Below are 25,188 nucleotides of genomic sequence, written 5' to 3' on the forward strand. Positions count from 1 at the left end.
CCTCTTGTTCGCATCCAACCATGCCCGGTCGGACGCGCGCTCATTACCCATGGGTTACCCAGGGACGGCAGAGGTCACCCCAGCTGCTCCGCCCCGCGCCAGGACCCTGGCCAGGCATTCGACGACATCCGGGTGATAGTCGCGGGCGGTGCCGAGCCGGAGCCGCTCCAGGGCGGCGAGCGCGGCGCCCGCGCCCTCGCCGCCCGCGAGGTCGTCGTAGGCGTTCACGGCACGGACGACCCGGGCGGCCGGCGGCTGCTCGCGGTACGGGTCGGCCTGGCGTTCCACGACGACGGCGACGGCCTCGGGGACACCGGTCCTGCGGACGACCTCGCCGCCCAGGAGGGCGATCCGACGCTGTTCCTCGGCCGGGAGGAGGGCGGTGGCGCCGCCCGCGACCGGGTCGACGAGGGAGAGCTGTCCGATGTCGTGCATGAGCGCCGCGTGTTCGAGGACGGTCAGCTCGGCCCCGGAGAGGCCCAGCTCCCGCCCGACGGCGGCGCTGAGGGCGGCGACCCGGCGGGCGTGCCCGGGCGGGGTGCAGCCGGCGATCTCGGTGGCCCGGGCGAGGGACGCGATGGTCTGCCGGTTGACCGTGCGCACGGCCGCGTACCGCCGGAAGGAGACCTGGGTGAGCAGCAGCGGCACGGCGAGGACGGGCAGCGCCCACAGGCCGGCGGCGGCCACCCCGAGCGCCATGACGGCACCGGTGGCGCAGACGGCGGAGCCGATGCCGAGGAGGGCGCGCAGTTCGTCGCGGAGGAGGGGGCCGTACGGGAATCCGGTGCGTGCGCGGAGCACGAGGGCGGCGAGCACGGCGTCGCACAGGGCGGTCAGGACGAGGAGGAGGAGCAGGAAGAGGGCGTACAACGGGCCCTCGCCGAGGTGGGCGACGACGGCCCCCGCGTTGTAGAGGGGCTGGAAGCAGAGTGCGGCGAAGCCGACGGTGAGGACGCGGCGGGCGAGCTGGTCGAGGCCGGGGTCCAGGCCGCGGGCGAGGTGGGGGACGATCCCGGCGAGGCCCGCGGCGACGACGACGGCGACGATCTGGAGGACGCCGTGGGTGGTGGCGGTCCCGGCGCTCGCCCCGAGCAGGGCGTAGGCGAGGGCCCCGGCGGCGGCGAGCGGCGCGGGTTCGCTCCCCCGTGGCTCTTCGAGCACGGGAGGTGCCCCCATGTCTCGTGGAGCGCCCCAGCGGGCGAGTTCGCCGAGGGCGACGAGGGCGCCGAAGGCGAGGGCGTTGCCCGGCTGCTCGATGCCGTACCAGAGGGTGGCGCCGAGGCCGGCGAGGCTCAGCAGCAGCGCGGCTCCGTACACGGCGCCGACGGTGACGGCCCCGGGCCGGGGGCGCGCCGGTCTTCTCATGCGCGCTCCCTGGACCGGTCGGGCGACGAGGTGTCCCGCGCGCGCGGCGAAGGCACCTGCTCGGGCTGCGGGGACGTCTCGTCGGCGGTGGCGGCGGGCTGCCAGCCGTGCCGGTCGAGGGCCCGGACGAGGGCGGCGACCATCCGGGGGTCGAAGTGGCTGCCGGCGCACCGCTCCAGTTCGGCGACGGCGGTCGGCACCGGCCGGGCCCGGCTGTAGGAGCGGGTGGAGGTCATGGCGTCGAAGGCGTCGGCGACGGCCACCACCCGGGCGAACTCGGGGATCTCCTCACCGCGCAGCCCGTACGGGTAGCCGCCGCCGTCCATGCGTTCGTGGTGGTGGAGGATCGCGGCCCGCGCCTCGCCGAGGAAGCCGATGCCCCGGACCATCTCGTGTCCGTACTCCGGGTGCAGTTCGATGATCCGGCGCTCCTCCGGGGTGAGCGGTCCGTCCTTGCGGAGGACGCGGGTGGGTACGCCCAGCTTGCCGACGTCGTGGAGGATGCCGGCGAACCGTACGACGTCGAGCCGTTCCCCGGCCATGCCGAGTTCACGGGCGATCAGGACGGAGGCGTGTCCGACGCGTTCGCTGTGGCCCCGGGTGTAGCGGTCCTTGATGTCGACGGCCTGGACGAGGGCGCGGATGGTGGCCTGGTGGGCGGCCCGCTCGCGGTGGTACTGGGCGAAGACCCAGCAGGAGATGTACATCGGGAGGAGCACGAAGAGCGCCGCGACCGGCCCGTACGTGCTGCGCCAGAGCACGGCCATCATCAGCCCGGCGAGCCCGTGCACGACGTGCGGGGCGAGCGCCCGGCCGAGGAGGCCGCGCCAGGCGGCTCGGAGCGGCACTCCGTCGGCCGTCGCCCGGATGCCGCCGTCGAGGGCGGTCAGGACCAGGCAGAAGGTGAGCGCGGCGGCGCCCGCGGGCAGCAGCGCGTCCGGGAAGTCGGGGGCGTCGGGGCCTCGCCCGAGGGCGCCGGAGGAGCTCAGGGCCCCGGCGGCGTGGGCGGCGGCCCAGACGGCGAGGGCCGTGGCGGCGGCCCGCCAGGCGCGGCGGGGCGCGGCCGGGGGTTCCTCGACGCGGGCGAGGAGGCTGCCGGGCAGGGCGGTGAGCGCGGCCGCCGCGGGGGGCAGGAGGAGGGCGGCGGCGAGGAGGACGGGGAAGAAGGAGCCGGTGCCCATGGGGACGTGGCCGCCGAGCGCCCGGCCCAGGAGGGGGCAGCGGGCGGGCAGTTCGCAGAGTGCGTACAGGGCGGCGAGGAGCGCGACGGTGCCCCAGGGGGTGGCCGCGCCGGGGCGCAGCGCGGGCAGGGCGGACGCCCCGGCTCCGAGCAGGGCGCAGCCGATGTACACGCGGGCCGCTCGCGGAATGACCTTCACGCCCATCACCCCCGTCACGCTAGCGAGTCGGGCGGCCCGGGGCGGCTCGGTGGCGCCGATTCGCACCATCGGGTGATACAAGCTGATATACGAAGGAGGCCACCGCGGTCTCGCCGCGACGGCCTCCGTTCCCGCTGGGGGGCGTTACTCCTGGGTGGCCGGGGTCGTCGGCACGATCGGCGCGATCTCCTGCTCGGGCACCAGGTGTCCGGAGCGGATCAGGTCGATCCGGCCCATGACCTTGGACCGCAGGTCGGTGGGGACGTCGTCACTGCCGCAGCAGCGCTTGACGAGCTTCTTCACCGCCTGTTCGAGGCCGTACTTCTCCAGGCACGGGGAGCACTCCTCGAAGTGCACCTCGAACTTGGTGCAGTCGCTGTCGGGCATCTCCTTGTCGAGGAACTCGTAGAGATGGTCCAGGACCTCTGAGCAATCCGTCTCGTGCGGCTCTCCGCAGCTCATGAGCCCGAGCCTTTCAGATCGTTCGACGACTCTCCGGCGCCCGCGGGTACCAGCCCGCGGTCGCGAGCGTAGTCCTCGAGCATGCCGCGCAGCTGGCGGCGTCCCCGGTGCAGTCGGGACATCACCGTACCGATGGGTGTCCCCATGATGTCCGCGATCTCCTTGTACGCAAAGCCCTCGACATCCGCGAGATAGACGGCGATGCGGAACTCCTCCGGAATCGCCTGGAGGGCTTCCTTCACGTCGGAGTCGGGCAGGTGGTCGAGGGCCTGCGACTCGGCGGAGCGCAGCCCCGTCGACATGTGCGACTCGGCGCGGGCGAGCTGCCAGTCCTCGATCTCCTCGGCGGCGCTGCGCTGGGGCTCACGCTGCTTCTTGCGGTACGAGTTGATGAAGGTGTTGGTGAGGATGCGGTACAGCCAGGCCTTGAGGTTCGTACCCTCACGGAACTGGTGGAAGGATCCGTACGCCTTGGCGTAGGTCTCCTGCACCAGGTCCTCCGCGTCCGCGGGGTTGCGCGTCATGCGCAGCGCGGCCGAGTACATCTGGTCGAGGTAGCCGAGGGCGTCCCGCTCGAAGCGCGCGTTGCGCTCCCCGGTCGTCTCCTCGGGGCCGTCGTCGGTCCCTGTGTCGGTCCCAGTGACCGGACCCACCTCCTCCAGCGCCGCGGCGAGCCCGAGGGCGGACCCGCTCGTTTCGGAGGATAGACGAGGAACCCCTCCGGCCGCCGCCCGAATCGGGCCGCCCTTGGGGGCGGGCAGGACTGTCCAGTCGAGGTCAGCGGCCTGCGCACGCTCCGGGCAGATGGTCGAACCCATGCGACGGACTCCCTCTTCCTTGCTCTCACACCGACGCACGGAACAACAGTGGTCCCCGGCTCAGCATTCCCGTTCCGGGAACAGCCCGGAGATCCATCGGGCGACCCCCTCGACGAGCTGTTCCACGGCCTCGTCCTGGCCGAGCGGCGCCCGCTTCGGGAGGGCGAACCCGTGGTCCCCGAACGGGATCTCGACCAGGTCGTACGGGCCGTCCGGGAACTCGTCGGGGCGTCCGAACGGGTCGTTGCCGCCCTGCACCACGAGGGTCGGCAGTCCGGTGCCGAGGAGTTCATCGGCGCGGGACCTCTCCGGCCTGCCCGGCGGGTGGAGCGGGAAGCTCAGCGCGAGGACGGCGGGTGCGCCCAGGTCACGGCCGGTGCGGCAGGCCACGCGGGCGCCGGCGCTGCGGCCGCCCGCGACCACCGGGAGGCCGGGCCGCGCGAGGACCGGCCAGAGTCCGCGCCAGCCGGTGTCGAGGGTCTTCGGCGCGGGCGCGACCTTCTTGCCCGCGACCCGCCAGGGCTGCTCGACGAGGGCGACGGTCACGCCCCGGGAGGGCAGCGCGGCGGCCAGGGCCCGGAGGTCGCGGGCCTCGATGCCACCGCCGGCACCGTGGCCGAGGGCGAGCACGACGTACGGCGCCGCCGCCTCGTGCCAGGTGACGCGGGCCTCACCGGCGTCGGTGGGAACGGTCTCGATCTGTGTCACGTCGGTCACGCCCCCATCCTGCCGTCCGGCCCGGGGGAGGAACGCCGCTCAGAAGAGCGTGGCCTCCTCCGGGCCCTCCAGTTCCGTCAGAAGTCCGGGGCCGTTGTTCCGGACGTTGCTGACCGCCGTCGCCACCGGGTAGGCCCGCATCAGCCCCTCCGGCGGCGCGGCGAGCAGCCCGCGCAGCTCTTCCGGGCCGGTGCGCGCCGGGTCGAGCCAGGCGTCCCAGCGGTCCTCCGTCAGCATCAGCGGCATCCGGGGGTGGATCTCGGCGAGCGAGTGCGGGCCCTCGGCCGGGGCCACGGCGAGCGGCCCGGCCTCGGCCTCGGTGGTGATCACCGAGCAGGTCACCCACCAGGCGGAGGGGTGGGCGTCGGGAAGCGTCGGGTCGCGCCAGAACTCGTAGAGCCCGGCCATCGCGAAGACCGAGCCGTCCGCCGGGGTCACGAAGTACGGCTGTTTGCGGGCCCGCTTCCGCTTCCCCTCGACCTCCAGGTCCCGCTCCCCCGCCCCGGTTACCCACTCGTAGTAGCCGTCGGCCGGCAGGATGCACCGGCGGGCCGCGAAGGCCCGTTTGAAGGAGGGCTTCTCGTCCACGGTCTCCGCGCGCGCGTTGATCATGCGGGCGGCGCCCTCCGGCGACTTCGCCCAGGACGGCACGAGGCCCCATCTCAGCGCGCGCAACTGGCGAACCGGACGCCGGGACTCTGCGTCTTTCAGAGGACGCTCCAGAACGGCCCAGACCTCTTTGGTGGGGGCCACGTTCCAGTCCGGGGCCAGAGTCTCCTCCGGCTCTCTCATCTCGATCCCGAAGAGGTCGACGAGGTCCTCGGGCCGCCGACTCGCCGCATACCGTCCGCACATGCGTGCCACACTGCCACGATCCCGAACCCGACCGAGGAGCCGTCCGACCCATGACAGAGATCCTCGGCACCCAGCCCGCCCCCGACGAGTGGATCGTCTACGCCACCGCCGCGTGCGCGCTGGCCCTGGTCGTCCTCCGCACCCTCTGGCTGCCGGCCCGCAACGCGATCACCATCGCCCACGAGGGCGGTCACGGGCTCGTCGCCCTCGCCACCGGCCGGCGGCTCGAAGCGATCCGGCTGCACTCGGACACCAGCGGACTGACCGTGAGCCGGGGCCGTCCGACCGGCGTCGGTGTGGTCCTCACGCTGGCCGCCGGCTACCCCGCGGCCCCGCTGCTCGGCCTCGGCGGCGCCGCCCTGCTCGGCACCCGGCACGTCACCCTGCTCCTGTGGATCGCCACCGCCCTGCTCCTCGCGCTGCTCGTGATGGTCCGCAACGCGTACGGCATCCTCACCGTCCTCCTGACGAGCGCCGCCTTCCTCCTCGTCTCCCTGCTGGCCGGCCCCGAGGTCCAGGGCGCCTTCGCGTACGCGGCGGTGTGGTTCCTGCTCGTCGGCGGCGTCCGGCCGGCCTTCGAACTCCAGGCCAAGAGGCGCCACGGCGGCGCCCCCGACTCGGACGCGGACCAGCTCGCGCGGCTCACCCACGTGCCCGCCGGGGTGTGGCTGTCCTTCTTCCACGCGGTCGCGATCTGTGCCCTGATCGGCGGCGGGCGCTGGCTCCTGGGCCACTGACTCCCCCGTACAGTGAGTCCATGACCGCAGCAGCTTCCGCGCACACCGATCCGTCCACCGATCTCTGGCCCGCCCCGTACGCCCGCGGTGCCGTCGACGCGACCGTCACCGTGCCCGGATCGAAGTCGGTCACCAACCGCGCCCTGGTCCTGGCCGCGCTCGCCTCGGAACCCGGCTGGCTCCGCCGCCCGCTGCGCTCCCGCGACACCCTCCTGATGGCCGAGGCGCTCCGTACCCTCGGCGTCCGCATCGAGGAGACCGTGTCGTCCAGCTCCTCCGTCACGGGGGGCACCGACGGCTCCGGCGAGGCCTGGCGGATCCTCCCCTCCCCGCTGCGCGGCCCCGCGACCGTCGACGTCGGCAACGCCGGTACGGTCATGCGCTTCCTGCCCCCGGTCGCGGCGCTCGCCGACGGCCCGGTCCGCTTCGACGGCGACCCCCGCTCGCACGAGCGGCCGCTGCACGGCGTGATCGACGCGCTGCGCGCGCTCGGCGCCCGCGTCGACGACGACGGCCGGGGCGCGCTCCCGATGACCGTGCACGGCGGTGGCGGCCTGGACGGCGGGACGGTCGAGATCGACGCCTCCTCGTCCTCCCAGTTCGTCAGCGCCCTGCTGCTGTCCGCGCCCCGCTTCAACCAGGGCGTCGAGGTACGGCACGTGGGCGCGCGGCTGCCCTCGCTGCCGCACATCCGGATGACGGTCGACATGCTGCGCGCGGTGGGCGCCCAGGTCGACGAGCCGGAGCACGGCGGCGAGCCGAACGTGTGGCGGGTCGCCCCGTCCGCGCTGCGCGGCCGGGACCTGGTCGTCGAGCCCGACCTGTCGAACGCGCAGCCGTTCCTGGCGGCCGCCCTGGTGACCGGCGGCCGCGTGACGGTCCCGGACTGGCCCGCGCGAACCACCCAGCCCGGTGACGCGCTGCGGGAGATCTTCACCGAGATGGGTGGAGTCTGCGAGCTGACCGAGGCGGGTCTGACCTTCACCGGCACGGGCCGGATCCACGGCATCGACGTGGACCTCGGCGAGGTCGGCGAGCTGACCCCCGGCATCGCCGCGGTCGCCGCGCTCGCCGACTCCCCGTCCACCCTGCGCGGCGTCGCCCATCTGCGGCTGCACGAGACGGACCGGCTCGCGGCGCTCACCAAGGAGATCAACGAGCTGGGCGGAGACGTGACCGAGACCGAGGACGGTCTGCACATCCGCCCGCGCCCGCTGCACGGCGGCGTCTTCCACACGTACCACGACCACCGCATGGCGACGGCGGGCGCGATCATCGGCCTCGCGGTCGAGGGCGTGGAGATCGAGGACGTGGCGACGACGGCGAAGACCCTGCCGGACTTCCCGAGGATGTGGACCGAAATGCTCGGTGCCTGACCCATGCGGCGCTACAACAAGAACACCGACGAGGACGACATCCGCCAGCGGCCCAACCGCAAGGGCACCCGTCCCCGTACGACGATCCGCCCGAAGCACGAGGACGCCGTCGAGGGCATGGTCCTCACCGTCGACCGGGGCCGGCTGACCTGTCTGGTCGACGACCGGTTCGTGACCGCGATGAAGGCGCGCGAGCTGGGCCGCAAGGCCGCCGTGGTCGGCGACCGGGTCTCGATCGTCGGCGACCTGTCGGGCGAGAAGGACACGCTGGCCCGGATCGTCCGGATCGGCGCGCGCAGCTCGGTGCTCCGCCGCACGGCCGACGACGACGACCCGTACGAGCGGGTGGTCGTCGCCAACGCCGACCAGCTGGCGATCGTCACCGCCCTCGCCGACCCCGAGCCGCGTCCCCGCCTGATCGACCGCTGTCTGGTCGCGGCGTACGACGGCGGCCTCACCCCGCTGCTCGTCCTCACCAAGTCGGACCTGGCGCCGCCGGACGCGCTCCTGGACATGTACGGCGCGCTCGGTGTGCCGTACGTGGTGACCACGCGCGACGAGTTCGTGGACGGGGTGGCGGCCGAGCGGGTCCACGAGCACCTCAAGGGCCGGACCACCGCGTTCGTGGGGCACTCCGGTGTCGGCAAGACGACACTGGTCAACGCCCTGGTCCCGGCGGACCGGCGGCGGACCACGGGTGTGGTCAACGCGGTCACCGGCCGCGGCCGGCACACCACCACCTCGGCGCTCGCCCTGCCCCTGAACGACGAGGAGGGCGGCTGGGTCATCGACACCCCGGGCGTGCGCTCCTTCGGTCTGCACCACGTCGATCCGTCCCGGGTGATCCTCGCCTTCCCCGATCTCGTGCCGGGGACGGAGAACTGCCCGCGCGCGTGCAGCCACGACGAGCGGGAATGCGCGCTCGACGCGTGGGTGGCGGACGGGCACGCCGATCCGGCGCGGCTCGTCTCGCTGCGACGGCTGCTCTCGACGCGGGAGCGACGCGAGGGCGACTGAGCCGTCCGCGTTTACGGGCACCCACGATCGGTAAGTGCATAATCGCACCAAGTGCGACGAAGCAGTCACCGAAGCGTGGGAGGCACTGACGATGGCGTGGCTGCTGGTGGTGGTCGCGGGTTTCCTGGAGACGGGCTTCGCGGTCTGTCTGAAGCTCTCGCACGGTTTCACCCGGCTGTGGCCGACGGTCGCGTTCGCCGCGTTCGCCCTGGGCAGCTTCGGCCTCCTCACGCTGGCCCTGCGGAAGCTCGACGTGGGTCCGGCGTACGCGGTGTGGACCGGGATCGGGGCGGCCGGGACGGCCGTCTACGGGATGATCTTCCTCGGTGACGTCGTCTCCACACTCAAGATCGTCTCGATCAGTCTGGTCATCGCCGGGGTGATCGGGCTCCAGCTGTCCGGCTCCGCGCACTGACCGTCCCCCGGCCACTCCACCGAGGGGACGACGGGCGCGACGACATGGCTGAGGGCGAGCCGGACCGCGAGTTCGCAGACCGCCGCCCGCTCCCCCGCGCAGGCCGCGGTCGCCGCCACCAGTTCGCCCGGCGCGGGCGGCCCCGCGTCGGCCCGGCGCTGGGCGGGGACGGCCGCCGGACGGGCGCCCGCCCTGGCCGGCCGGGGTGAGGGCAGCCGCTCGTCCCAGGCGCCGGTGAGCAGGGCCCGCAGCACGGGCCGGGAGGCGGCCCGGGTCACGATCCACTCGGCGAGGACGAGCAGGTTCCGCTCGGGCGGGGCCGGGGCGGCGAGCAGCCGCCGGACGCCCTGGAGATAGGTGTCGGCCTCCTGCCGCACCAGGGCGCGGGCGAGCCCCTCCTTGCTGCCGAACTCGTTGTAGAGGGTCTGCCGGGAGACCCGGGCGGCGGCGGCGAGGTCGGCCATCCGCACGGCGGACCACGGCCGGCGCTCGAGCGCGCCGAGCGCGGCGTCGAGCAGGGCCTCGCGGGCAGTCGGCACGGCGCCTCCCGGACCGGACGTTCCTGTGTGCGGCTGTGTGACCCGGCGACGGCGGACGACGGGCTGTGTGCCCAGCGTCGGCAGACGACCACGCACTGTCAAGGCTCCCGGCGGGTCGGCCCGCACCGGTGGACGGTTCGCCGTGCGGTGATCGCGCGGGGATAGAGTGCCGACCATGGCCGATTACCACGATGATCTGCGTCTCGCCCACGTCCTCGCGGATGCCGCCGACGCGGCCACCATGGACCGATTCCAGGCGCTCGACCTCAAGGTCGAGACGAAGCCGGACATGACCCCGGTGAGCGAGGCCGACAAGGCGGCCGAGGAGCTGATCCGAGGGCAGCTCCAGCGGGCCAGGCCGCGCGACGCGATCCTGGGCGAGGAGTACGGCGTGGAGGGCTCGGGCCCGCGCCGCTGGGTGATCGACCCGATCGACGGCACGAAGAACTACGTGCGCGGGGTGCCCGTCTGGGCGACCCTGATCGCGCTGATGGAGGCCGGGGAGACCGGCTTCCAGCCGGTGGTGGGCGTGGTGTCGGCTCCGGCCCTCGGCCGGCGCTGGTGGGCGGCGAAGGGCCTCGGCGCGTACACCGGCCGGAGTCTGGCCTCGGCGACCCGGATCGGGGTCTCGAAGGTGGCCACCCTGGAGGACGCCTCCTTCGCGTACTCCTCGCTGAGCGGCTGGGAGGAGCAGGGCCGTCTCGACGGTTTCCTGGACCTCACGCGCGCGTGCTGGCGGACCCGGGCGTACGGCGACTTCTGGCCGTACATGATGGTCGCCGAGGGTTCCGTGGACATCTGCGCGGAGCCCGAGCTGTCCCTGTGGGACATGGCCGCCGTGGCGGTCGTGGTGCAGGAGGCGGGCGGGACGTACACGGGCCTGGACGGTCGGCACGGTCCGCACAGCGGGAACGCGGCGGCGTCGAACGGCCTGCTCCACGGCGAGCTGCTGAGCTACCTCAACCAGGAGCCGGCGCGGGCCTGAGCGTCCCGCCGGTGAGGTGACGGCGCCCGGTCCGAGCGCCCTCGTCGCTCCCCGTGGGCGCCTCGCGCGCCCCCTTGTCGGGCTTCTCCCCCGGTGTCACTCTGAGGGTCCCCCCACTTGTGAACTTGTGAATCCCTTCTCGTTGAAGGCGGGAACGATTCACCAAGGAGGTGGCTCCGCCCATGCTCGTCCGTGACGCCATGAGCACCGTGGTCCTCACCATCGGCCCCGCACACACCCTCCGACAGGCGGCCCGGCTGATGGCGGCGCGCCGCGTCGGCGCGGCCGTCGTCCTCGACACCGACGCCGGCGGCCTCGGCATCCTCACCGAGCGCGACATCCTCAACTCCCTCGCCAGGGACCAGGACCCCGACCTGGAGACGGCCGGCTCCCACACCACCCGCGACGTCGTCTTCGCCGCGCCCGCCTGGACCCTGGCGGAGGCGGCCGAGACGATGACCCGGGGCGGCTTCCGCCATCTCGTGGTCCTCGACGACCGAGGTCCCGTCGGCATGGTCTCCGTACGCGACATCATCCGCTGCTGGGTCCCGGTCCACAGCGTGGCGGGCTGAGCGTCCCCGACACACGAAAGCGGGCCGGACCCCGTACGGAGTCCGGCCCGCCCTCCCGACGGCAAGCGTCCTCAGCCGCGCAGGGCCTGGACCGCGGCCCCCGGCCGCTTGCCGACCTCGGAGCCCGCGTACGGACTCCCGACCTACACCTGACAGGATCCCACAATGGATCTTGTCCAAGTCAAGCAGGCATCTAAAGTCACACCTATTCGGGACCGGGCCCCGCGACTGTTACGCTGACCTCCATGAGTGACCTGTTGGAACGACTGCGCGGACGCGGCTGGCGAATGACCGCGCAGCGGCGCGTCGTGGCCGAGGTCCTCGACGGGGACCACGTACACCTGACCGCCGACGAGGTCCACGCGCGCGCGGTGACGCGCCTGCCCGAGATCTCCCGCGCGACCGTCTACAACACGCTGGGCGAGATGGTCACCCTCGGCGAGGTCCTCGAGGTCGCGACCGACGGACGCGCCAAGCGGTACGACCCCAACGCCCACCGGCCGCACCAGCACCTGGTCTGCGGCCGCTGCGGCGCGATCCGTGACGTCCACCCGGGCGGCGACCCGCTGGCCGACCTGCCGGACACCGAGCGCTTCGGCTTCACGATCTCCGACGTCGAGGTCACCTACCGCGGCATCTGCCCGAGCTGCGCCACCACCGCCTGAGAGAACACGTGGAAGGCCCCCGCCACGGCGGGGGCCTTCCACGTGCGTGCCGCCGCCCCTCCGGAGAAGGCGCACACGACGAAGGCCCGGATCCGATGCGATCGGATCCGGGCCTCGTTGCTACTGAGTAGCGGGGACAGGATTTGAACCTGCGACCTCTGGGTTATGAGCCCAGCGAGCTACCGAGCTGCTCCACCCCGCGTCGGTAGACCTGACTCTACGGGACCGCCCGCGACCAGCGCAAATCCGTTAAGCGGTGAGCTCCTGGTGCAGCGCCTCGCTCAGCCGGGAGGCCCGCTCGGCGACCTCCGCCGGGCCCAGCTCCACCGCGCGGGCGCACCAGTGGCGCCCCTCGGTGAGTTCCCCGCGGCGCGCCGCGAGCAGCGCGAGCCGCAGGGCGGCGCGGCCGTGCCCGGCCCGGGCCGCCCGGGTCCACCAGAGGGCCGCCTCGCGCTCGCTGCCCTCACGGGCGAGGAGCAGCCCGAGGTTGAAGGCGCCGTTGCGGCTGCCCGCCTCCGCCGCCTCTCGGTACCAGCGGTCGGCCTCGGCCAGGTCGCCGCGCCCGGCGGCGAGCATGCCGACCCTCACCTGGGCGCGCCGGTGCCCCTGCTGGGCGGCCCGCTCGTACCACTCCTCGCACTCCGTCTTCTCCTCCCGGGACACGCCGAGGACGGCGGGGCCGGGGTCGGGCCGACGCGCGTCGAGCACCGAGGCGAGCCGGAAGGCGGCCTCGGCGCTGCCGCCGCCCGCCGCGCAGCGCAGGTGCCGCTCGGCGGTCCGCTCGTCGCCGTCCCGGAGCGCCGCGATGCCGACCTGGAGGGCGGCCTCGGTGTGTCCGGCCGCCGCGGCCCGCTCGTACCAGACGAGGGCCGTGCGGTCGTCGTCGCGGCCGGCGTGGAGGATGCCCAGGTTGAAGGCGGCGTCCACGCTGCCGGCCTCGGCGGCCTTGGAGAACCAGGGCTCGGCGCCGTTGGCGTCGCCGGCCTGGAGGAGCAGCACGGCGAGCGCGTTGGCGGCCTCGCGGTGGCCCGCGTAGGCGGCCCTGCGGTACCACTGCTCGGCCTGCGGGATGCGGTCCTGGGCGGCGCAGAGCAGCCCGAGGTTGTAGGCGCCGTTGACGTCGCCCGCGTCCATGGCGGCCCGGTACCAGCGCTCGGCGGTCTGCTGCTCGCCCCGGGCCGCGTGCAGCGCTCCCAGGGCGTTGGCGGCGTTGCCGTCGCCGTCCTGGGCGGCGCGCAGCCACCACACGGCGGCGCTCTCCTCGTCGCCCGCGTCGCGGAGCAGGAAGCCGAGCGCGCAGGCGGCCTTGGCCTCGCCCTCCTTGGCGGAGCTGAGGTACCAGCGGCCGGCCTCCTTGAGCTCGCCCCGGTGCTCCAGGATCGCGCCGAGGTGGAGCGCGGCCCGCCGGTGGCCGCGCGCGGCGGCCTGCCGGAACCACTGCTCGGCCTCGTTCGGCTCTCCCCCGGGCTCGCCTGCGGCGCGCCCCGCGGCGGCCCCCGTGCCGGTCGTGGGGGCGCCGGTGGGCACGACCCCGCCGGCGCCGGGCACGGGCAGCCGGGTGCCGGTGTCGTGCGGGCCCCGGGTCGTCTCGGTGGCACGGCGCTCCAGGGCGACGGCGAGCCGGTAGGCGGCCTCGCGGTGGCCCTGCTCGGCGGCGGCACGGAGCCAGCGCTCGGCGCCGACGTCGCTGCGGTGCTCCAGGAGGTCGGCGAGGGCGTACGCGCCGAGGGCGTGGCCCTGCTCGGCGGCCTGGCGCAGCCAGTACTCGGCGGCGGGCTCGTCGCCGCGCTCACGGTGGTGGCGGCCGAGGGCGTGGGCGGCGGGCGCGGAGCCGGCGACGGCGGCGACCCGCCACCAGCCGGCGGCCTCTTCGGCGTAGCCGCGCTGGTGCAGCAGGACCCCGAGGTTGTTGGCGGCGGCCCGGTCGCCCTCGGCGGTGGCGCCGCGCAGGTAGGGCTCGGCGCCGTCGAGGTCGCCGCGGCGCAGGAGCAGTGCGCCGAGGGCGCTCATCGAGGCGAGGTCACCACGCTCGGCGGCTCGCCGGTGGCGGGCCTCGGTCTCGGTCTCGTTCTCGGTGTCGGCATCGGTCTCGGCGGTGGTGTCGAGGGCCGCACCGACGGCCCCCGCTGCCTCGATGATCTCGTCCGCGGCGTTCCTGGCGTGCCGCTGCACAAACCGCCCTGTCTCCAACAGAGTTGCCCTGTCCCCCATAAATACCATCGTCGCACCACCCGCAACCCGAGCACACCTGGTATACCGCAGCCAGTGAGGTCACTCAGCGTTTTGTCGACATGCCCACAGAGAGACAAGTCAAACACGACTCACGCCAACTCGCCCCTTCCCTACCGCGCTTCGGGCCCCCCTCGCACGCCGACACACGACGAGGGCCCGGATCCTTATGGATCCGGGCCCTCGTCCTCTGAGTAGCGGGGACAGGATTTGAACCTGCGACCTCTGGGTTATGAGCCCAGCGAGCTACCGAGCTGCTCCACCCCGCGTCGGTGAACCAACAGTACCACGGTCGCGGGGTGGAAAACCTCAGGTCAGCCGCTTGATCCCGTCGTCTTGAGCTTCGCTCCGGCCTCGGCCGCCCGCTGGAGGGCCGCCTGCAGGTCCTCCTGCGCCTTGCCGTACGCGGTCCAGTCGCCCTTCGCCAGGGCTGCCTCGCCCTCGTCGTACGCCTTCTGCGCGTCGGCGATCGCCTGCTTGAGCGCGGCGTCGTTGGTGGGCGGCGGGTCGGTGGTGCCCGGCGGGGTCGTGGGCGAGGTGGGCGGCGGTGTGGTGGGCGCCTCCACCCCGAAGACCGCGTTGAGCGCCTTGGTGAGGTTGTCCTCGAACACCGTGGTGTCCTTGGTCGTGTCACCGTCCGGCTGGTCCGCGTCCACGTACGACACCGCGACCTTCTTCAGGAGCGGGTAGAGCGCGTTGCGTCCCTGGGCGTACACCGGCTCCACGTACAGGAAGCCGCCGTCGAGCGGGACGGTCAGCAGGTTGCCGTACTGGATGTCGGAGTCGGCGCCCTTCATGTCCCGGACGAAGGTGGCCACGGAGGGCAGACCGTTCAGCTTGCTCTGCACCTGGGCCGGTCCGGGCACGTCCTCGGTGACCCGGAGCAGTCTCAGCCGGCCGTACTCCTTGCTGGTGGCGTCGGCGTCGACGGCCATGAAGCCGCCCAGGTTGGGCCGCCCGCTCGGCGTGAACGTCGTCGTCAGCGAGAAGCGCTGCGCCGTGTCCCCGGGCATCTTCATGCTCAGGTAGTACGGCGGGACCGCGTTGCCGTCCTTGTTGGTCGGGTCGTCCGGCACCTGCCAGGCGTCCGAGCCGCTGTAGAACTGCGCCGGGTCGGTGACGTGGTAGCGGGTCAGCAGCTCGCGCTGGACCTTGAACATGTCCTGCGGGTAGCGCAGGTGCTGCATCAGGTCGGCGTTGATCTCGGCCTTCGCCTTGACCGTGCCCGGGAAGGCCTTCATCCAGGTCTTCAGGACCGGGTCCTGGGTGTCCCACTGGTAGAGGGTCACCGTGCCGTCGTAGGCGTCGACGGTGGCCTTCACCGAGTTGCGGATGTAGTTGACCTGGTTCTGCTGGGCGACGACCGCGCGCTGCTGGTTGCCGACGGTCAGCGAGTCGGCCGTGGTGTCGCCGAGCGTGGTGCGCGAGGCGTACGGGTAGCCGTTGGTCGTCGTGTAGGCGTCGATGATCCACTGGATCTTGCCGTTCACGACCGCCGGGTAGGCGTCGCCGTCGATGGTCAGCCAGGGGGCGACCGCCTCGACGCGCTCCTTGGGCGTGCGGTTGTAGAGGATCCGCGAGCCCTCGCCGATGGCCCCCGAGTAGAGGATCTGCGGCTCGCTGAAGGCCACCGCGTACGCGGCGCGGTTGAACGTGTTGGAGAGGTTGACCCCGCTCCTGCCCTGGTAGCTGGTGGTCTTCTCGCCGTTCTCCTCGTAGTCCAGCTCCTTCTGCGGGCCGCCCACGATCGAGTACTGGTCGGTCTTCTCGCCGTAGTAGATCCGCTGCTGGTACGGGCCGAGCGTCCCCGTGGTCGGCAGGCCGGCCTCGGTGAAGACCGGGGAGCCGTTGGCGTCCGTCTGCGTACCCGAGGCCATGATCGCGCCGTAGCCGTGGGTGTACGTGAAGTGGTCGTTGATCCAGTTGCGCTTCGGGATGCCCTTGATGTTGAGCTCACGCAGACCGACGACGGTGTCCTTGCCCGCGTAGCGGTCCACGTCCAGGGTCGTCGGGAACTGGTAGTACTTCCGCTTCTGCTCCAGCTGCTGGAACGTCGGCGAGACGATGTTCGGGTCGAGGACGCGGTAGCTGGCCGCCGAGTCGGCGTCCGTGCGCAGCTTGTCCTTGGCCTTCACCGTCGACTTGCCCGAGTAGTTCTCGGGCTTCGTCCCGTCGATCGCGTACGCCTTGCGGGTCGCGTCGATGTTCTTCTGGATGTACGGCGCTTCCTTGGCCTGCTCGTTCGGCTGGACCTGGAACTTCTGCACGATGGCCGGGTACAGGCCGCCGATCAGGATCGCGGAGAGCACCATCAGACCGAAGCCGATCACCGGCAGCTGCCAGGTGCGGCGCCAGAGCGTCGCGAAGAACAGCACGGCGCAGATCGCGGCGATGCAGAACAGGATGGTCTTCGCCGGCAGGTACGCGTTGGCGTCGACGTACCGCAGACCCGTCCAGTTGCCGGTGGCCTTGAAGTCGCTGGACTTCACGGCCAGGCCGTACCGGTCGAGCCAGTACGCCACGGCCTTCAGCGACACGAAGACACCGAGCAGCACCGAGAGGTGACCGGTGGCCGCGGCGGTGGCGCGCGCGCCCGGGCTGGTGATCCGCAGTCCGCCGTACAGGTAGTGCGTGAGCGCGGCGGCGATCAGCGACAGGACGGCGGCTGCGAAGCCGAAGGCGAGCAGGAAGCGGTACCAGGGCAGGTCGAAGGCGTAGAACGACACGTCGAGCCCGAACTGCGGGTCCTTCTGGCCGAACTTCACGCCGTTGACCCACATCAGCCAGGTCCGCCACTGGCCGGAGGCGGAGGCGCCGGCGATCAGCGCCACCAGGGCGGTGACCGCGAGCAGCACCCACTTCTTGAACGGGGCCAGGCCCATCCGGTACCGGTCGAGGCTCTGCTGCTCCAGCGACATCGCGCTGAGCGGCGGCCGCAGCCGGTACGCCAGCCAGATGTTCAGGCCCACGGCGAGCCCCATCAGCAGGCCGAAGACCGCGAAGAGGCCGACCTTGGTCCACAGCGTGGTCGTGAACACGGACGAGTACTTGACCGAGCGGTACCAGAGCCAGTCCGTCCAGAACCCGGCGAACATCACGAACGCCATGGCCAGCACGGCCAGCACCCCGAGTGTCATGAGCAGGGTTCGGGCCCGCCGGGACGGCCGGCCGACTCTCATCCTTGGCCCGGACGGGCTACCGCCGCGGTCCGGCATCTGGAAAGCCAACGTGCGCCCCTCGATGTTGATGCGTCTGAAAGCAGGCCCCGCGATCGTAGAGCCCACTGATGCAACTTACTGAGGCTTTACCTAGTTCCCGTGTTCAGGGGTAGAGGAGGCAGGATGTTGGTCATGTCCAACGTTTCCCCCTCCGGCCCGGCAATGGCCGCGAGCCCCCTCACCCGCGCCGTGCTCGAGATCGACGAGTACGCGGCGGGCCTCGGCTGGGACCAGCCGGCCCGCCTCTTCGCCCTGGTCGACACCGCGCGGCTGCGCGCCAGGGAACCCGCGCTCGCCTCCCAGCTGGGCCTGGGTGACGACGCCACCGCCTACACCCCGATCGAGCAGGAGAAGCTGCCGCGCGGGAAGCCCCTCGACGAGTTCCTCGGCACCGTCGCCTGGCCCGACGCCGTGGCCGGCTGCGCCATGACGGTGGAGCGGCTGATGCTGCCCCCGTCGGCCGAGGCCCAGGTCCCGCAGGGCCTGAACGAGAAGCAGCTCGCCAAGTGGGTGGCCGCCCACCCGGACCGGCAGGAGGTGCGGATGACCGTGGCGGTGCTGCGGGGCGGTGCGCGCGAGGCGGCGATCCGGCTGCGCGAGAAGGACACCGCGACCGAGGTCCTGACCGGCCCCGACCTGGTGCCGGGGCTCGCCGAGGCACTGGCGGCGACCTTCGAGATCTGAGCCCCGGCGGCACGGAAGTCCCCTCGGGTACCGGGACCCGGGTACGGAAAAGGGGCGCGCGGTCAGGTCGACCGGGCGCCCCTTCGGCGTCTCCGCGCTCCCGCCCGCCCGGGGGCGCTGCCGCCCGTTCGGGCGGCGTCAGCTCTTCGCGCAGCTCGGGAGGGACTTCGTGTCGCCCTTGCGGAGCTTCTCCAGGGACTTCGTGGCGTCGTCGATGGTGTCCACCTTGATGAGGGTGAGCCCCTCGGGCGTGTCCGCGGCGGCGGTCTCGCAGTTGTCGGCCGGGGTGAGGAAGTACCGGGCGCCGGCGTTGCGCGCGCCGACCAGTTTCATCTCGATACCGCCGATCGGGCCCACCTCGCCCTGGTCGTCGATGGTGCCGGTACCGGCGACGAACCTGCCGCCGGTGAGGCTCTCCGGGGTGAGCTTGTCGACGATGCCGAGGGCGAACATGAGACCGGCGCTGGGGCCGCCGACGTCGGCCAGGTTGATGTCGATCGTGAACGGGAAGACGTGGTCGGTGCCGGCCTGGATGCCGACGACGGCCCGGTCGCCCTCCTCGGAGGTGGTGGTCGTGATGACCACCTTCCTGGTGACGGTCGGCTCCCTGCGCGCCTTCTCGGCTGCGGCGGCCTCCTTGGCGGGGACGATCGTGAACTCGACGTCCTGGCCGGGCTCGCGCTTCACGACCTGCTTGGCCACCTCGGCCTGCGCGGTGATCGGCACACCGTCGACGGCCTTGATCACGTCACCGGCGTGCAGCTTGCCCTCGGAGGGGGAGCCCTTGATCACCGTGCCGACGACGACCCGGGAGACGACCGGGATGTCCAGCTCCTCCAGGGCGGCCACCTTGGCGCTCTCCTGGGACTGGCTGAACTCCTCGGCGTTCTCCTGACTCGACTGCTCCTCGGTCTTGCCGTCCGGGTAGAGCGTGTCGTGCGGCACGACCACGTTGTCGTGGGCCAGCCAGCCGTACACGGCCTCGACGGCGTTCATCTTGTAGTCCGCGCTCGTGACGCGGACCGTCGTCATGTTGAGGTGACCGTCGGTCGGGTAGGTCTTGCGTCCCTCGATGTGCAGGACGGGCTCTCCACGGGCCTCGCCGAGGGTGTTGACCGTGGGGCCGGGGCTCATCTCCGCGTACGGCACCGGGATCAGGACGCCCGCGATGAGCAGACAGATCAGGACCAGGGTGGAGGCGAGCATCGTCGCGGTGCGGCGTGGCATGGAACGACAGTACGGGACTCGTCTGTGGGTGCACCTGTGGGGCGGGGCCGTACGGGGCGGGCCGCGTCAGCTCGACGGAGAGGTGGTGACACCACCGGCGGCGGTGGCCGGTTCGCGCTCCGGACGGGCGGCATCGGGGGCCGTGGGGTGGGAGCGTTCCATCGCGTCCCGGAAACGGGCGTAGCCGGCGAGTTCGGCCACGTCACCTATGGTCTTGTTCCTCGAAGCCCAGCTTCCCCATATCGCCGCGCCGACGACTGCGAAAAGCGGAATCAGCAACCATGCCAGCGCTGCCATCCCGACCTCCCATCCCCAGTGAGTTGATCAGCAGACTCTGTCATCTGTGGGATCAACGCTCGCGCTCGGGGGCCGGTTACGCAAATCGGGCGTTCGGCTACACGGCGTCGGCGCGCCGCCTTGCGCGCCGGGCCGGCAGGGGGTGGAGGCTCAGCGGGCCCCCGGCCTTAGGCCTCCGGCCGGGGGACCCTCGGCAGGGGCGAGGGTTCAGCAGGCCCCCACCCACTCCTCGGTGCCGTCCGAGAAGGTCTGGTGCTTCCAGATGGGTACCTCGTGCTTGAGGTCGTCGATCAGCTTGCGGCAGGCCTCGAAGGCCTCGGCGCGGTGCGGGCAGGAGACCGCCACGACGACCGCGATGTCGCCCACCCGCAGATCGCCCACGCGGTGCACGGCGGCCAGCGCGCGGACCGGGTAGTCGGCGACGACCTTCTCCGCGACCCGCCGCAGCTCCGCGTCGGCGCTGGGGTGGCAGGAGTAGCCGAGGCCCTCGACGTCCGCTCCGCCGTCGTGGTCGCGCACGGTGCCGACGAAGAGCGTCGTACCGCCGGAGGCGTCGTCGCCGACCGCCCGGAAGACCTCGTCGACGGAGAGCGGGGTCTCCCGGATCGCGAGGAGCTTGATCGGGTCGGCGGCGGCCTGCTCGCCCGGGTGGTCAAACGTCGGTGCCATGGACCCATCGTGCCGCACGCGCGCGGCATCCCGGAATAGCGGTTTCGACCGGCGGTCGGAACCGCCCGTAGGAGGGTCCTACAGGCCGCCGCCCGGCGGGGTCCCGGGAAGCCCCGCGACCGCCCGGGTCAGATCCCGCGCCGCTTCCGCATCTGCCGGACGAGCGCCGCCGTACCGAGCAGCGCCACCGTCGCACCGGCCGCGCCCGCCGCCGTGGCGTCCTTGCGGCCCAGACGGCGGCCGACGACCGTGTGACGGCCCTCGACCTCCTCCAGGAGCGCCGTGAGGACCTCCTCGTTCGTCCACTTCGGCCGCCAGCCGGCGTCGTGCAGCCGTCCGACACTCACCACCCACGGGTGCATGGTGTACGCGAGATCACCCGCCGGGGACGGGGTCAGCCCGATCCGGTGGAGGCGGGCCGCGGCGCCGAGGGCGACGGCGGAGGGCAGCTCCATGCGCCGGATCCCGGAGAGCTCCTCGACCTCCTCCTGCTCCAGCCAGCCCTCGCAGCCGACGGCGAACTCCCCCTCGACCTTCTCCAGGGCCGCGTACTCCAGGGCGCTCACCAGGTCGTCGACGTGGCAGAACTGCCAGGTGGGCCGGGAACCGGCGACGACGAGCAGCCGGGGCGACTCGAAGTAGCGGGTCAGCGCCGTGTCCGTACCGCCGACGAGGACGGCCGGGCGGACGACGGTCACCTGGAGGCCGGGGTGTGCCCGGGGCGCGCGGCGGCCGAGGCGCTCGATCTCCAGCATGTCGCCCACGCCGGTGGCCTCGGCCGTGGCCCGGAGCTCGGCGTCCTCGGAGAGCGGGATGTCGTTGTCGGGCAGGGCTCCGTAGACCATCGCGGAGGTGCAGAGCACCACCCGGTGCACGCCGGCGGCGGCCGCCGCGGTCAGCACGGTCTGCGTGCCGCGCACGTTGTAGGCCGTCCGGGCGGCGGGGTCGGTCTCCAGGTCGAGATCGACGGCGAGGTGCACGACGACGTCCGCGCCGCGCAGCTTCTCGGCGATGGCCGGATCGCGCACGTCGAGGATGTGCCACTGCGCCTCGGGGACCTCGCCCCGGCGCTCGTCGATGGCGACGACCTTCTTGATCTCTTCGGACGCGGCGAGGCGCCTGGTCAGCAGGTCGCCGACGCCGGAAGCGGCGCCGGTGACCGCGACGACGGGGCCGCGCCCGGCGGACCGGGTCGAGTGGTTTCGCGCTCCGCGAACCTGTGGATCTGGGGAACTCACCGGGCGTCTCCAGCGGTTGTCTTCAGTACGTACACGGATGACGCGTACGGACCAGGTGGCGTCCATCCTGCCGCAGGGCACGGCCCGGCGGAGCACCGAGCCCATTTCCGGCCCGGATGTCTACGCTGGTGGTGTGCGGGGCCTGTCGGAACAGGCCCTGGTCGGGCAGTCGCCGTCGGCAGGAGGCCGGCGGCCCTACGAGCCGAGGAAACCTGTGAGTGACACCCCATTCGGATTCGGCCTTCCGCCGGAGGAGCCGGAGAACGGCGACGAGGGCAAGAAGAAGGACCCCGCCGGAGGTGGCCAGGGGTCCGGTGGCCAGGGCGGCAACCCCTTCGGGGCGAACCCGTTCGGCTTCGGCGGGATCCCCGGCATGGGCGGCCCCGGCGGCGCGGACAACCCGTTCGCGGCGATGTTCGGCTCGCTGAACCCCAACGACCTCGGCGCGGCCTTCCAGCAGCTCGGGCAGATGCTGAGCTACGAGGGCGGTCCCGTGAACTGGGACATGGCCAAGCAGATCGCGCGCCAGGTGGTGGCCCAGGGCACCGCCGACGGCACGAAGGACGCCAGCGTGGGCCCGGCGGAGAAGGCCGCCGTCCAGGAGGCCGTGCGCCTGGCCGACCTGTGGCTGGACGGCGTGACCTCGCTGCCCTCGGGCGCGAGCACGGCGGTGGCGTGGAGCCGCGCGGAGTGGGTCGAGGCGACGCTCCCGGCGTGGCAGCGGCTCGTGGACCCGGTCGCCGAGCGGGTCGGCGCCGCGATGGGTGACGTCCTGCCGGAGGAGATGCAGGCCATGGCCGGGCCGCTGATCGGCATGATGCGCTCCATGGGCGGCGCCATGTTCGGCCAGCAGATCGGGCAGGCCGTCGGCGCGCTCGCCGGCGAGGTCGTCGGCTCGACCGACGTCGGTCTGCCGCTCGGCCCCGCCGGGCGTGCCGCGCTGCTGCCGCTGAACATCGAGGCCTTCGGCAAGGACCTGGGCGTGCCCTCCGACGAGGTGCGGCTCTACCTGGCCCTGCGCGAGGCCGCCCACCAGCGGCTCTTCGCGCACGTGCCGTGGCTGCGCGCGCACCTGTTCGGCGCGGTCGAGGGGTACGCGCGGGGCATCAAGGTCGACACCTCGAAGCTGGAGGAGGCGGTGGGCCAGCTCGACCCGACGCACCCCGAGCAGCTGCAGGAGGCGCTCCAGCAGGGCATGTTCCAGCCGGAGGACACTCCGGAGCAGAAGGCGGCCCTGGCCCGTCTGGAGACGGCGCTCGCGCTCGTCGAGGGCTGGGTGGACGCGGTGGTCCACGAGGCCGCCAAGTCCCGTCTGACCTCGGCGGACGCGCTGCGCGAGACGCTGCGCCGACGCCGGGCCTCGGGCGGTCCCGCCGAGCAGACCTTCGCGACGCTGATCGGTCTGGAGCTGCGTCCGCGGCGGCTGCGGGACGCGGCGCGCCTGTGGGCCTCGCTCACGGACGCGCGCGGGGTCGACGGCCGGGACGGTCTGTGGGAGCACCCGGACATGCTGCCGACGGCGACCGACCTGGACGACCCGGACGGCTTCGTGCACCGCGAGCACCTCGACTTCTCCGAGCTGGACAAGATGCTCGGCGAGGCGGCCGAGGGCCGCTCCGGGGGCAAGGGCGAGGACGAGGCCGGGAACGACGGCAAGGACGACGGCGCCAAGTGACCCTGTACGACGACGCGGTCCTCGTGCTCAAGGAGTACGGGGACCAGGCGGACCTGCGTGACCTGTACCTGGACCACCTCGCGGCGCATCCGGACGGCATGTACAAGCCCTGCGGGGCCGGGCATCTGACCTCCAGCGCGCTGGTGGTCGACCCCACGCGCGGGCGGGTGCTGCTGACGCTGCACAAGAAACTGGGCATGTGGCTGCAGATGGGCGGTCACTGCGAGCCGGGCGACGCGACGGTCGAGGCGGCCGCGCTGCGGGAGGCGACGGAGGAGTCGGGGATCACGGGGCTGGCCCTGCTGCCGGGCGGTCCGGTGCGGCTCGACCGGCATCCGATCCCGGCGCCCTGTCACTGGCACCTCGACGTGCAGTACGCGGCGCTGGCCCCGGCCGGTGCGGTGGAGCAGCTCAGCGAGGAGTCGCTGGACCTGCGCTGGTTCGCGTACGAGGAGGTGGCGGGCGTGGCGGACACGTCGGTGGTCCGTCTCCTGGAGAACACGCTGGCGCGCCTGTAGCGGGACGCCGGGCCCGTGGCCGGATACGGAAGGGGGCGGTCGCCGTGCGGCGACCGCCCCCTGTCCCTGCCCGCGTCTAGTTCCAGGCGTTGTTCTGGTTCTGCGCGTGGGAGCCGTGCTGGCCCGCGCCGAACTGGGCGGCGATGCCCTGGCCGATGGCCGCGTTCTGCGGGGGCATGACCTCGCTCGGCTGGACGAGCGCGAAGCCCTGCCCGAGGAAGCTGAGCTCCCAGCCCTCGCCGGTGCTGCCGCGGCGGCTGCGGATGCTGGAGTTGTGCGTCTGCGCCTGCATCTGGACGCGCAGCCCGGTGGACCAGGCGACGATCGCGTCCGCGTCGACGCTCACGTACTTGTCGGGCGTGACCTGCATCATCAGCGGCTGGCCCGAGGTCATGAGGGCGACCTTGCCGCGGCCTGAGATGTTGAGCTGGTACTTGCCGGAGCCGGAGACGCCGTACTGGCTGTCGACGGCGATGACCTCGGTGTGGAGGGACGAGTCGAGCGCCAGGACGTAGGCGCTGTCGACGGTGAGGCCCTCCTGCTCGACCTCCACGACGTGGACGTACTGGGCGAGGTTGGCGAAGTAGACCGTGCCCTGGCCGGAGCAGCGCATCAGGTCGAGGCCCTCGCCGGTGCGGGCCTGGGACCGCCGCTGGCTCGGGGTCTTGTACTCGCCGTCGAAGTCGACGAGCCCCTGGTACGCCACCATGGCGCCCTTGCGAGCGAGGATGTCGTCCTGCCCGGTGAGGCTGACCCGCAGGAGCTGCGGGTTCTGGAGGACGTACCGCTCCTGGCTCTGCTGTTCCGCGTGGTTGAAAAGCGGGCTCTGCATGGTGTTCTCGCTCCCCCTCAGCCCCGGACCCGCAGGCGGTCGGTGCTGTCCTCACTCGGCTGTACGACGACGATGCCCTGGCCCGAGAAGGCCATCTGGAAGGCCTCGCCGCTGCCCCGCCCGATGAGCGAGGACGCCTTGAAGCTGCGCTTGCCCTTGACCTTGAGCGCCGGCGACCAGGCGACGAGCGCGTCGGGGTCGACGTAGGTCTCGTCGTCGCCGCGGCCGCAGTCGACGACGATCGGCGTGCCGCGCGAGGTCAGGGCGACCCAGCCGGTGCCGGAGATCTCCACGTTGAACAGGCCCTGGCCGGCGAACTTGGCGAGTCCCTTGACCCGCTCGACGCCCCACTGGAGGTGGGCGTCGAAGGCGAGCAGGTTGGTGCCGTTGACCGAGAGGGAGTCGTTCTGGAGGTTGATCACGACGACGTCGGCGCCGTAGTCGGCGAGGTAGAGCAGTCCGTCGCCGGAGCACTTCATGATCGGCGTGCCCTCGCCGGTGGCCCACTCCCTGCCGACCTGGCGGACGGCGGGCGGGTTGGGCTCGTAGGTGATGTACCCCTCGTAGGAGACCATCGAGCCGGTCCGGGCGTAGAGGTCCTGGCCGGATGCCATGGCCACCTTGAGCATGGTGCGGCCGTGGTTCTCCATCCGGGCCGCGACGGGGGTCGGGGCGTAGCCCGCGAGTTGCTGGTTCATG

Annotated in this window: 25 protein-coding genes and 2 tRNA genes; 10 read left to right on the top strand and 17 right to left on the bottom strand. The window is 72.6% G+C overall.

Translation table 11 applies throughout. The features are described 5' to 3' along the window. Positions 1-54 precede the first annotated feature (54 nt). From ACRRSS_RS29685 to ACRRSS_RS29710, 6 genes are all read right to left on the bottom strand, one after another. Positions 55-1,365, bottom strand: coding sequence for an HD domain-containing protein (locus tag ACRRSS_RS29685; protein ID WP_435974126.1), 1,311 nt, complete (start codon positions 1,363-1,365; stop codon positions 55-57). Then, positions 1,362-2,744, bottom strand: a complete 1,383-nt coding sequence (locus ACRRSS_RS29690; RefSeq protein ID WP_435975455.1) for an HD-GYP domain-containing protein — start codon at positions 2,742-2,744, stop codon at positions 1,362-1,364. The genes ACRRSS_RS29685 and ACRRSS_RS29690 overlap by 4 nt, the downstream gene beginning before the upstream one ends. A 144-nt stretch (positions 2,745-2,888) precedes the next feature. Continuing rightward, positions 2,889-3,206: a mycothiol system anti-sigma-R factor gene (rsrA, locus tag ACRRSS_RS29695; protein ID WP_435974127.1), complete on the bottom strand. Its 318-nt coding sequence runs from the start codon at positions 3,204-3,206 to the stop codon at positions 2,889-2,891. Further along, positions 3,203-3,859 (bottom strand): sigma-70 family RNA polymerase sigma factor, encoded by a 657-nt coding sequence (locus ACRRSS_RS29700; RefSeq protein WP_356542875.1) that lies wholly within the window; start codon positions 3,857-3,859, stop codon positions 3,203-3,205. Before ACRRSS_RS29700 ends, rsrA begins: the two co-directional genes overlap by 4 nt. A gap of 225 nt (positions 3,860-4,084) precedes the next feature. Then, positions 4,085-4,732 carry an alpha/beta hydrolase family protein gene (locus ACRRSS_RS29705; protein ID WP_435975456.1) on the bottom strand — a complete coding sequence of 216 codons (648 nt, stop codon included), beginning with the start codon at positions 4,730-4,732 and terminating at the stop codon, positions 4,085-4,087. Positions 4,733-4,780: 48 nt separating this feature from the next. Beyond that, the gene (locus ACRRSS_RS29710; RefSeq protein WP_435974128.1) at positions 4,781-5,596 is read right to left on the bottom strand and encodes an SOS response-associated peptidase; all 816 of its coding nucleotides are present in this window, start codon (positions 5,594-5,596) and stop codon (positions 4,781-4,783) included. A 50-nt stretch (positions 5,597-5,646) separates the two neighbouring features. Here ACRRSS_RS29710 and ACRRSS_RS29715 point away from each other — a divergent pair, with 50 nt between their 5' ends. The 4 genes from ACRRSS_RS29715 to ACRRSS_RS29730 all read left to right on the top strand — a co-directional run bounded on the left by ACRRSS_RS29715 (position 5,647) and on the right by ACRRSS_RS29730 (position 9,141). Continuing rightward, positions 5,647-6,333: a M50 family metallopeptidase gene (locus tag ACRRSS_RS29715; protein WP_435974129.1), complete on the top strand. Its 687-nt coding sequence runs from the start codon at positions 5,647-5,649 to the stop codon at positions 6,331-6,333. 20 nt (positions 6,334-6,353) lie between these two features. Then, entirely contained in the window at positions 6,354-7,709 is a 1,356-nt protein-coding gene (gene aroA, locus ACRRSS_RS29720) for a 3-phosphoshikimate 1-carboxyvinyltransferase (RefSeq protein ID WP_435974130.1), read from the top strand. Positions 7,710-7,712: 3 nt separating this feature from the next. Next, positions 7,713-8,726 carry a ribosome small subunit-dependent GTPase A gene (gene rsgA / locus ACRRSS_RS29725; RefSeq protein WP_435974131.1) on the top strand — a complete coding sequence of 338 codons (1,014 nt, stop codon included), beginning with the start codon at positions 7,713-7,715 and terminating at the stop codon, positions 8,724-8,726. Positions 8,727-8,817: 91 nt separating this feature from the next. Further along, a complete protein-coding gene (locus ACRRSS_RS29730; RefSeq protein WP_435975457.1) occupies positions 8,818-9,141 on the top strand; it encodes a DMT family transporter in 324 nt (107 codons plus the stop codon). Here ACRRSS_RS29730 and ACRRSS_RS29735 read toward each other — a convergent pair. Then, on the bottom strand, positions 9,033-9,680 hold the full coding sequence (locus tag ACRRSS_RS29735) for a TetR/AcrR family transcriptional regulator (RefSeq protein WP_435974132.1): 648 nt from the start codon (positions 9,678-9,680) through the stop codon (positions 9,033-9,035). The genes ACRRSS_RS29730 and ACRRSS_RS29735 overlap by 109 nt on opposite strands. 175 nt (positions 9,681-9,855) lie before the next feature. Here ACRRSS_RS29735 and hisN point away from each other — a divergent pair, with 175 nt between their 5' ends. The 3 genes from hisN (at position 9,856) to ACRRSS_RS29750 (ending at position 11,902) form a co-directional block, all read left to right on the top strand. After that, positions 9,856-10,665: a histidinol-phosphatase gene (hisN, locus tag ACRRSS_RS29740; protein WP_435974133.1), complete on the top strand. Its 810-nt coding sequence runs from the start codon at positions 9,856-9,858 to the stop codon at positions 10,663-10,665. Between the two features lie 182 nt (positions 10,666-10,847). Then, complete coding sequence (locus tag ACRRSS_RS29745; RefSeq protein WP_435974134.1) at positions 10,848-11,237, top strand: CBS domain-containing protein; 390 nt, start codon at positions 10,848-10,850, stop codon at positions 11,235-11,237. Between the two features lie 245 nt (positions 11,238-11,482). Continuing rightward, positions 11,483-11,902: a Fur family transcriptional regulator gene (locus tag ACRRSS_RS29750; RefSeq protein WP_435974135.1), complete on the top strand. Its 420-nt coding sequence runs from the start codon at positions 11,483-11,485 to the stop codon at positions 11,900-11,902. Between the two features lie 128 nt (positions 11,903-12,030). Here the strand turns inward: ACRRSS_RS29750 and ACRRSS_RS29755 are convergent. The 4 genes from ACRRSS_RS29755 to ACRRSS_RS29770 all read right to left on the bottom strand — a co-directional run bounded on the left by ACRRSS_RS29755 (position 12,031) and on the right by ACRRSS_RS29770 (position 17,346). Then, positions 12,031-12,104, bottom strand: a tRNA-Met gene (locus ACRRSS_RS29755). A 47-nt stretch (positions 12,105-12,151) separates the two neighbouring features. Beyond that, positions 12,152-14,122 carry a tetratricopeptide repeat protein gene (locus ACRRSS_RS29760; RefSeq protein ID WP_435974136.1) on the bottom strand — a complete coding sequence of 657 codons (1,971 nt, stop codon included), beginning with the start codon at positions 14,120-14,122 and terminating at the stop codon, positions 12,152-12,154. Positions 14,123-14,326: 204 nt separating this feature from the next. Then, positions 14,327-14,400, bottom strand: a tRNA-Met gene (locus tag ACRRSS_RS29765). A 45-nt stretch (positions 14,401-14,445) separates the two neighbouring features. After that, complete coding sequence (locus ACRRSS_RS29770) at positions 14,446-17,346, bottom strand: UPF0182 family membrane protein (protein ID WP_435974137.1); 2,901 nt, start codon at positions 17,344-17,346, stop codon at positions 14,446-14,448. Positions 17,347-17,481: 135 nt separating this feature from the next. On the opposite strand from ACRRSS_RS29770, the gene ACRRSS_RS29775 reads away from it, so the two are divergent. Continuing rightward, positions 17,482-18,033, top strand: a complete 552-nt coding sequence (locus ACRRSS_RS29775; protein ID WP_435974138.1) for a PPA1309 family protein — start codon at positions 17,482-17,484, stop codon at positions 18,031-18,033. Between the two features lie 138 nt (positions 18,034-18,171). On the opposite strand, the gene ACRRSS_RS29780 is transcribed toward ACRRSS_RS29775, so the two are convergent. The 4 genes from ACRRSS_RS29780 to ACRRSS_RS29795 form a co-directional block, all read right to left on the bottom strand. After that, positions 18,172-19,260: a YlbL family protein gene (locus ACRRSS_RS29780; RefSeq protein WP_435974139.1), complete on the bottom strand. Its 1,089-nt coding sequence runs from the start codon at positions 19,258-19,260 to the stop codon at positions 18,172-18,174. A gap of 66 nt (positions 19,261-19,326) precedes the next feature. Then, positions 19,327-19,461 carry a hypothetical protein gene (locus tag ACRRSS_RS29785; protein ID WP_435975530.1) on the bottom strand — a complete coding sequence of 45 codons (135 nt, stop codon included), beginning with the start codon at positions 19,459-19,461 and terminating at the stop codon, positions 19,327-19,329. A gap of 303 nt (positions 19,462-19,764) precedes the next feature. Continuing rightward, positions 19,765-20,226: a molybdenum cofactor biosynthesis protein MoaE gene (locus ACRRSS_RS29790; protein WP_435974140.1), complete on the bottom strand. Its 462-nt coding sequence runs from the start codon at positions 20,224-20,226 to the stop codon at positions 19,765-19,767. A gap of 128 nt (positions 20,227-20,354) precedes the next feature. Continuing rightward, on the bottom strand, positions 20,355-21,464 hold the full coding sequence (locus ACRRSS_RS29795; protein WP_435974141.1) for an SDR family oxidoreductase: 1,110 nt from the start codon (positions 21,462-21,464) through the stop codon (positions 20,355-20,357). 214 nt (positions 21,465-21,678) lie between these two features. On the opposite strand from ACRRSS_RS29795, the gene ACRRSS_RS29800 reads away from it, so the two are divergent. Together ACRRSS_RS29800 and ACRRSS_RS29805 are read left to right on the top strand one after the other, a co-directional pair. Next, complete coding sequence (locus ACRRSS_RS29800) at positions 21,679-23,139, top strand: zinc-dependent metalloprotease (RefSeq protein WP_435974142.1); 1,461 nt, start codon at positions 21,679-21,681, stop codon at positions 23,137-23,139. Next, entirely contained in the window at positions 23,136-23,657 is a 522-nt protein-coding gene (locus tag ACRRSS_RS29805) for an NUDIX hydrolase (RefSeq protein WP_435974143.1), read from the top strand. Before ACRRSS_RS29800 ends, ACRRSS_RS29805 begins: the two co-directional genes overlap by 4 nt. Before the next feature lie 76 nt (positions 23,658-23,733). Here the strand turns inward: ACRRSS_RS29805 and ACRRSS_RS29810 are convergent, their stop codons facing one another. Together ACRRSS_RS29810 and ACRRSS_RS29815 are read right to left on the bottom strand one after the other, a co-directional pair. After that, positions 23,734-24,489: an AIM24 family protein gene (locus tag ACRRSS_RS29810; protein ID WP_435974144.1), complete on the bottom strand. Its 756-nt coding sequence runs from the start codon at positions 24,487-24,489 to the stop codon at positions 23,734-23,736. Between the two features lie 17 nt (positions 24,490-24,506). Continuing rightward, complete coding sequence (locus tag ACRRSS_RS29815) at positions 24,507-25,187, bottom strand: AIM24 family protein (protein ID WP_435974145.1); 681 nt, start codon at positions 25,185-25,187, stop codon at positions 24,507-24,509. Position 25,188 lies beyond the last annotated feature (1 nt).

This window comes from Streptomyces sp. Qhu_M48 (genome assembly GCF_051305195.1).
In the GTDB taxonomy this organism is placed as follows: Bacteria; Actinomycetota; Actinomycetes; order Streptomycetales; family Streptomycetaceae; genus Streptomyces.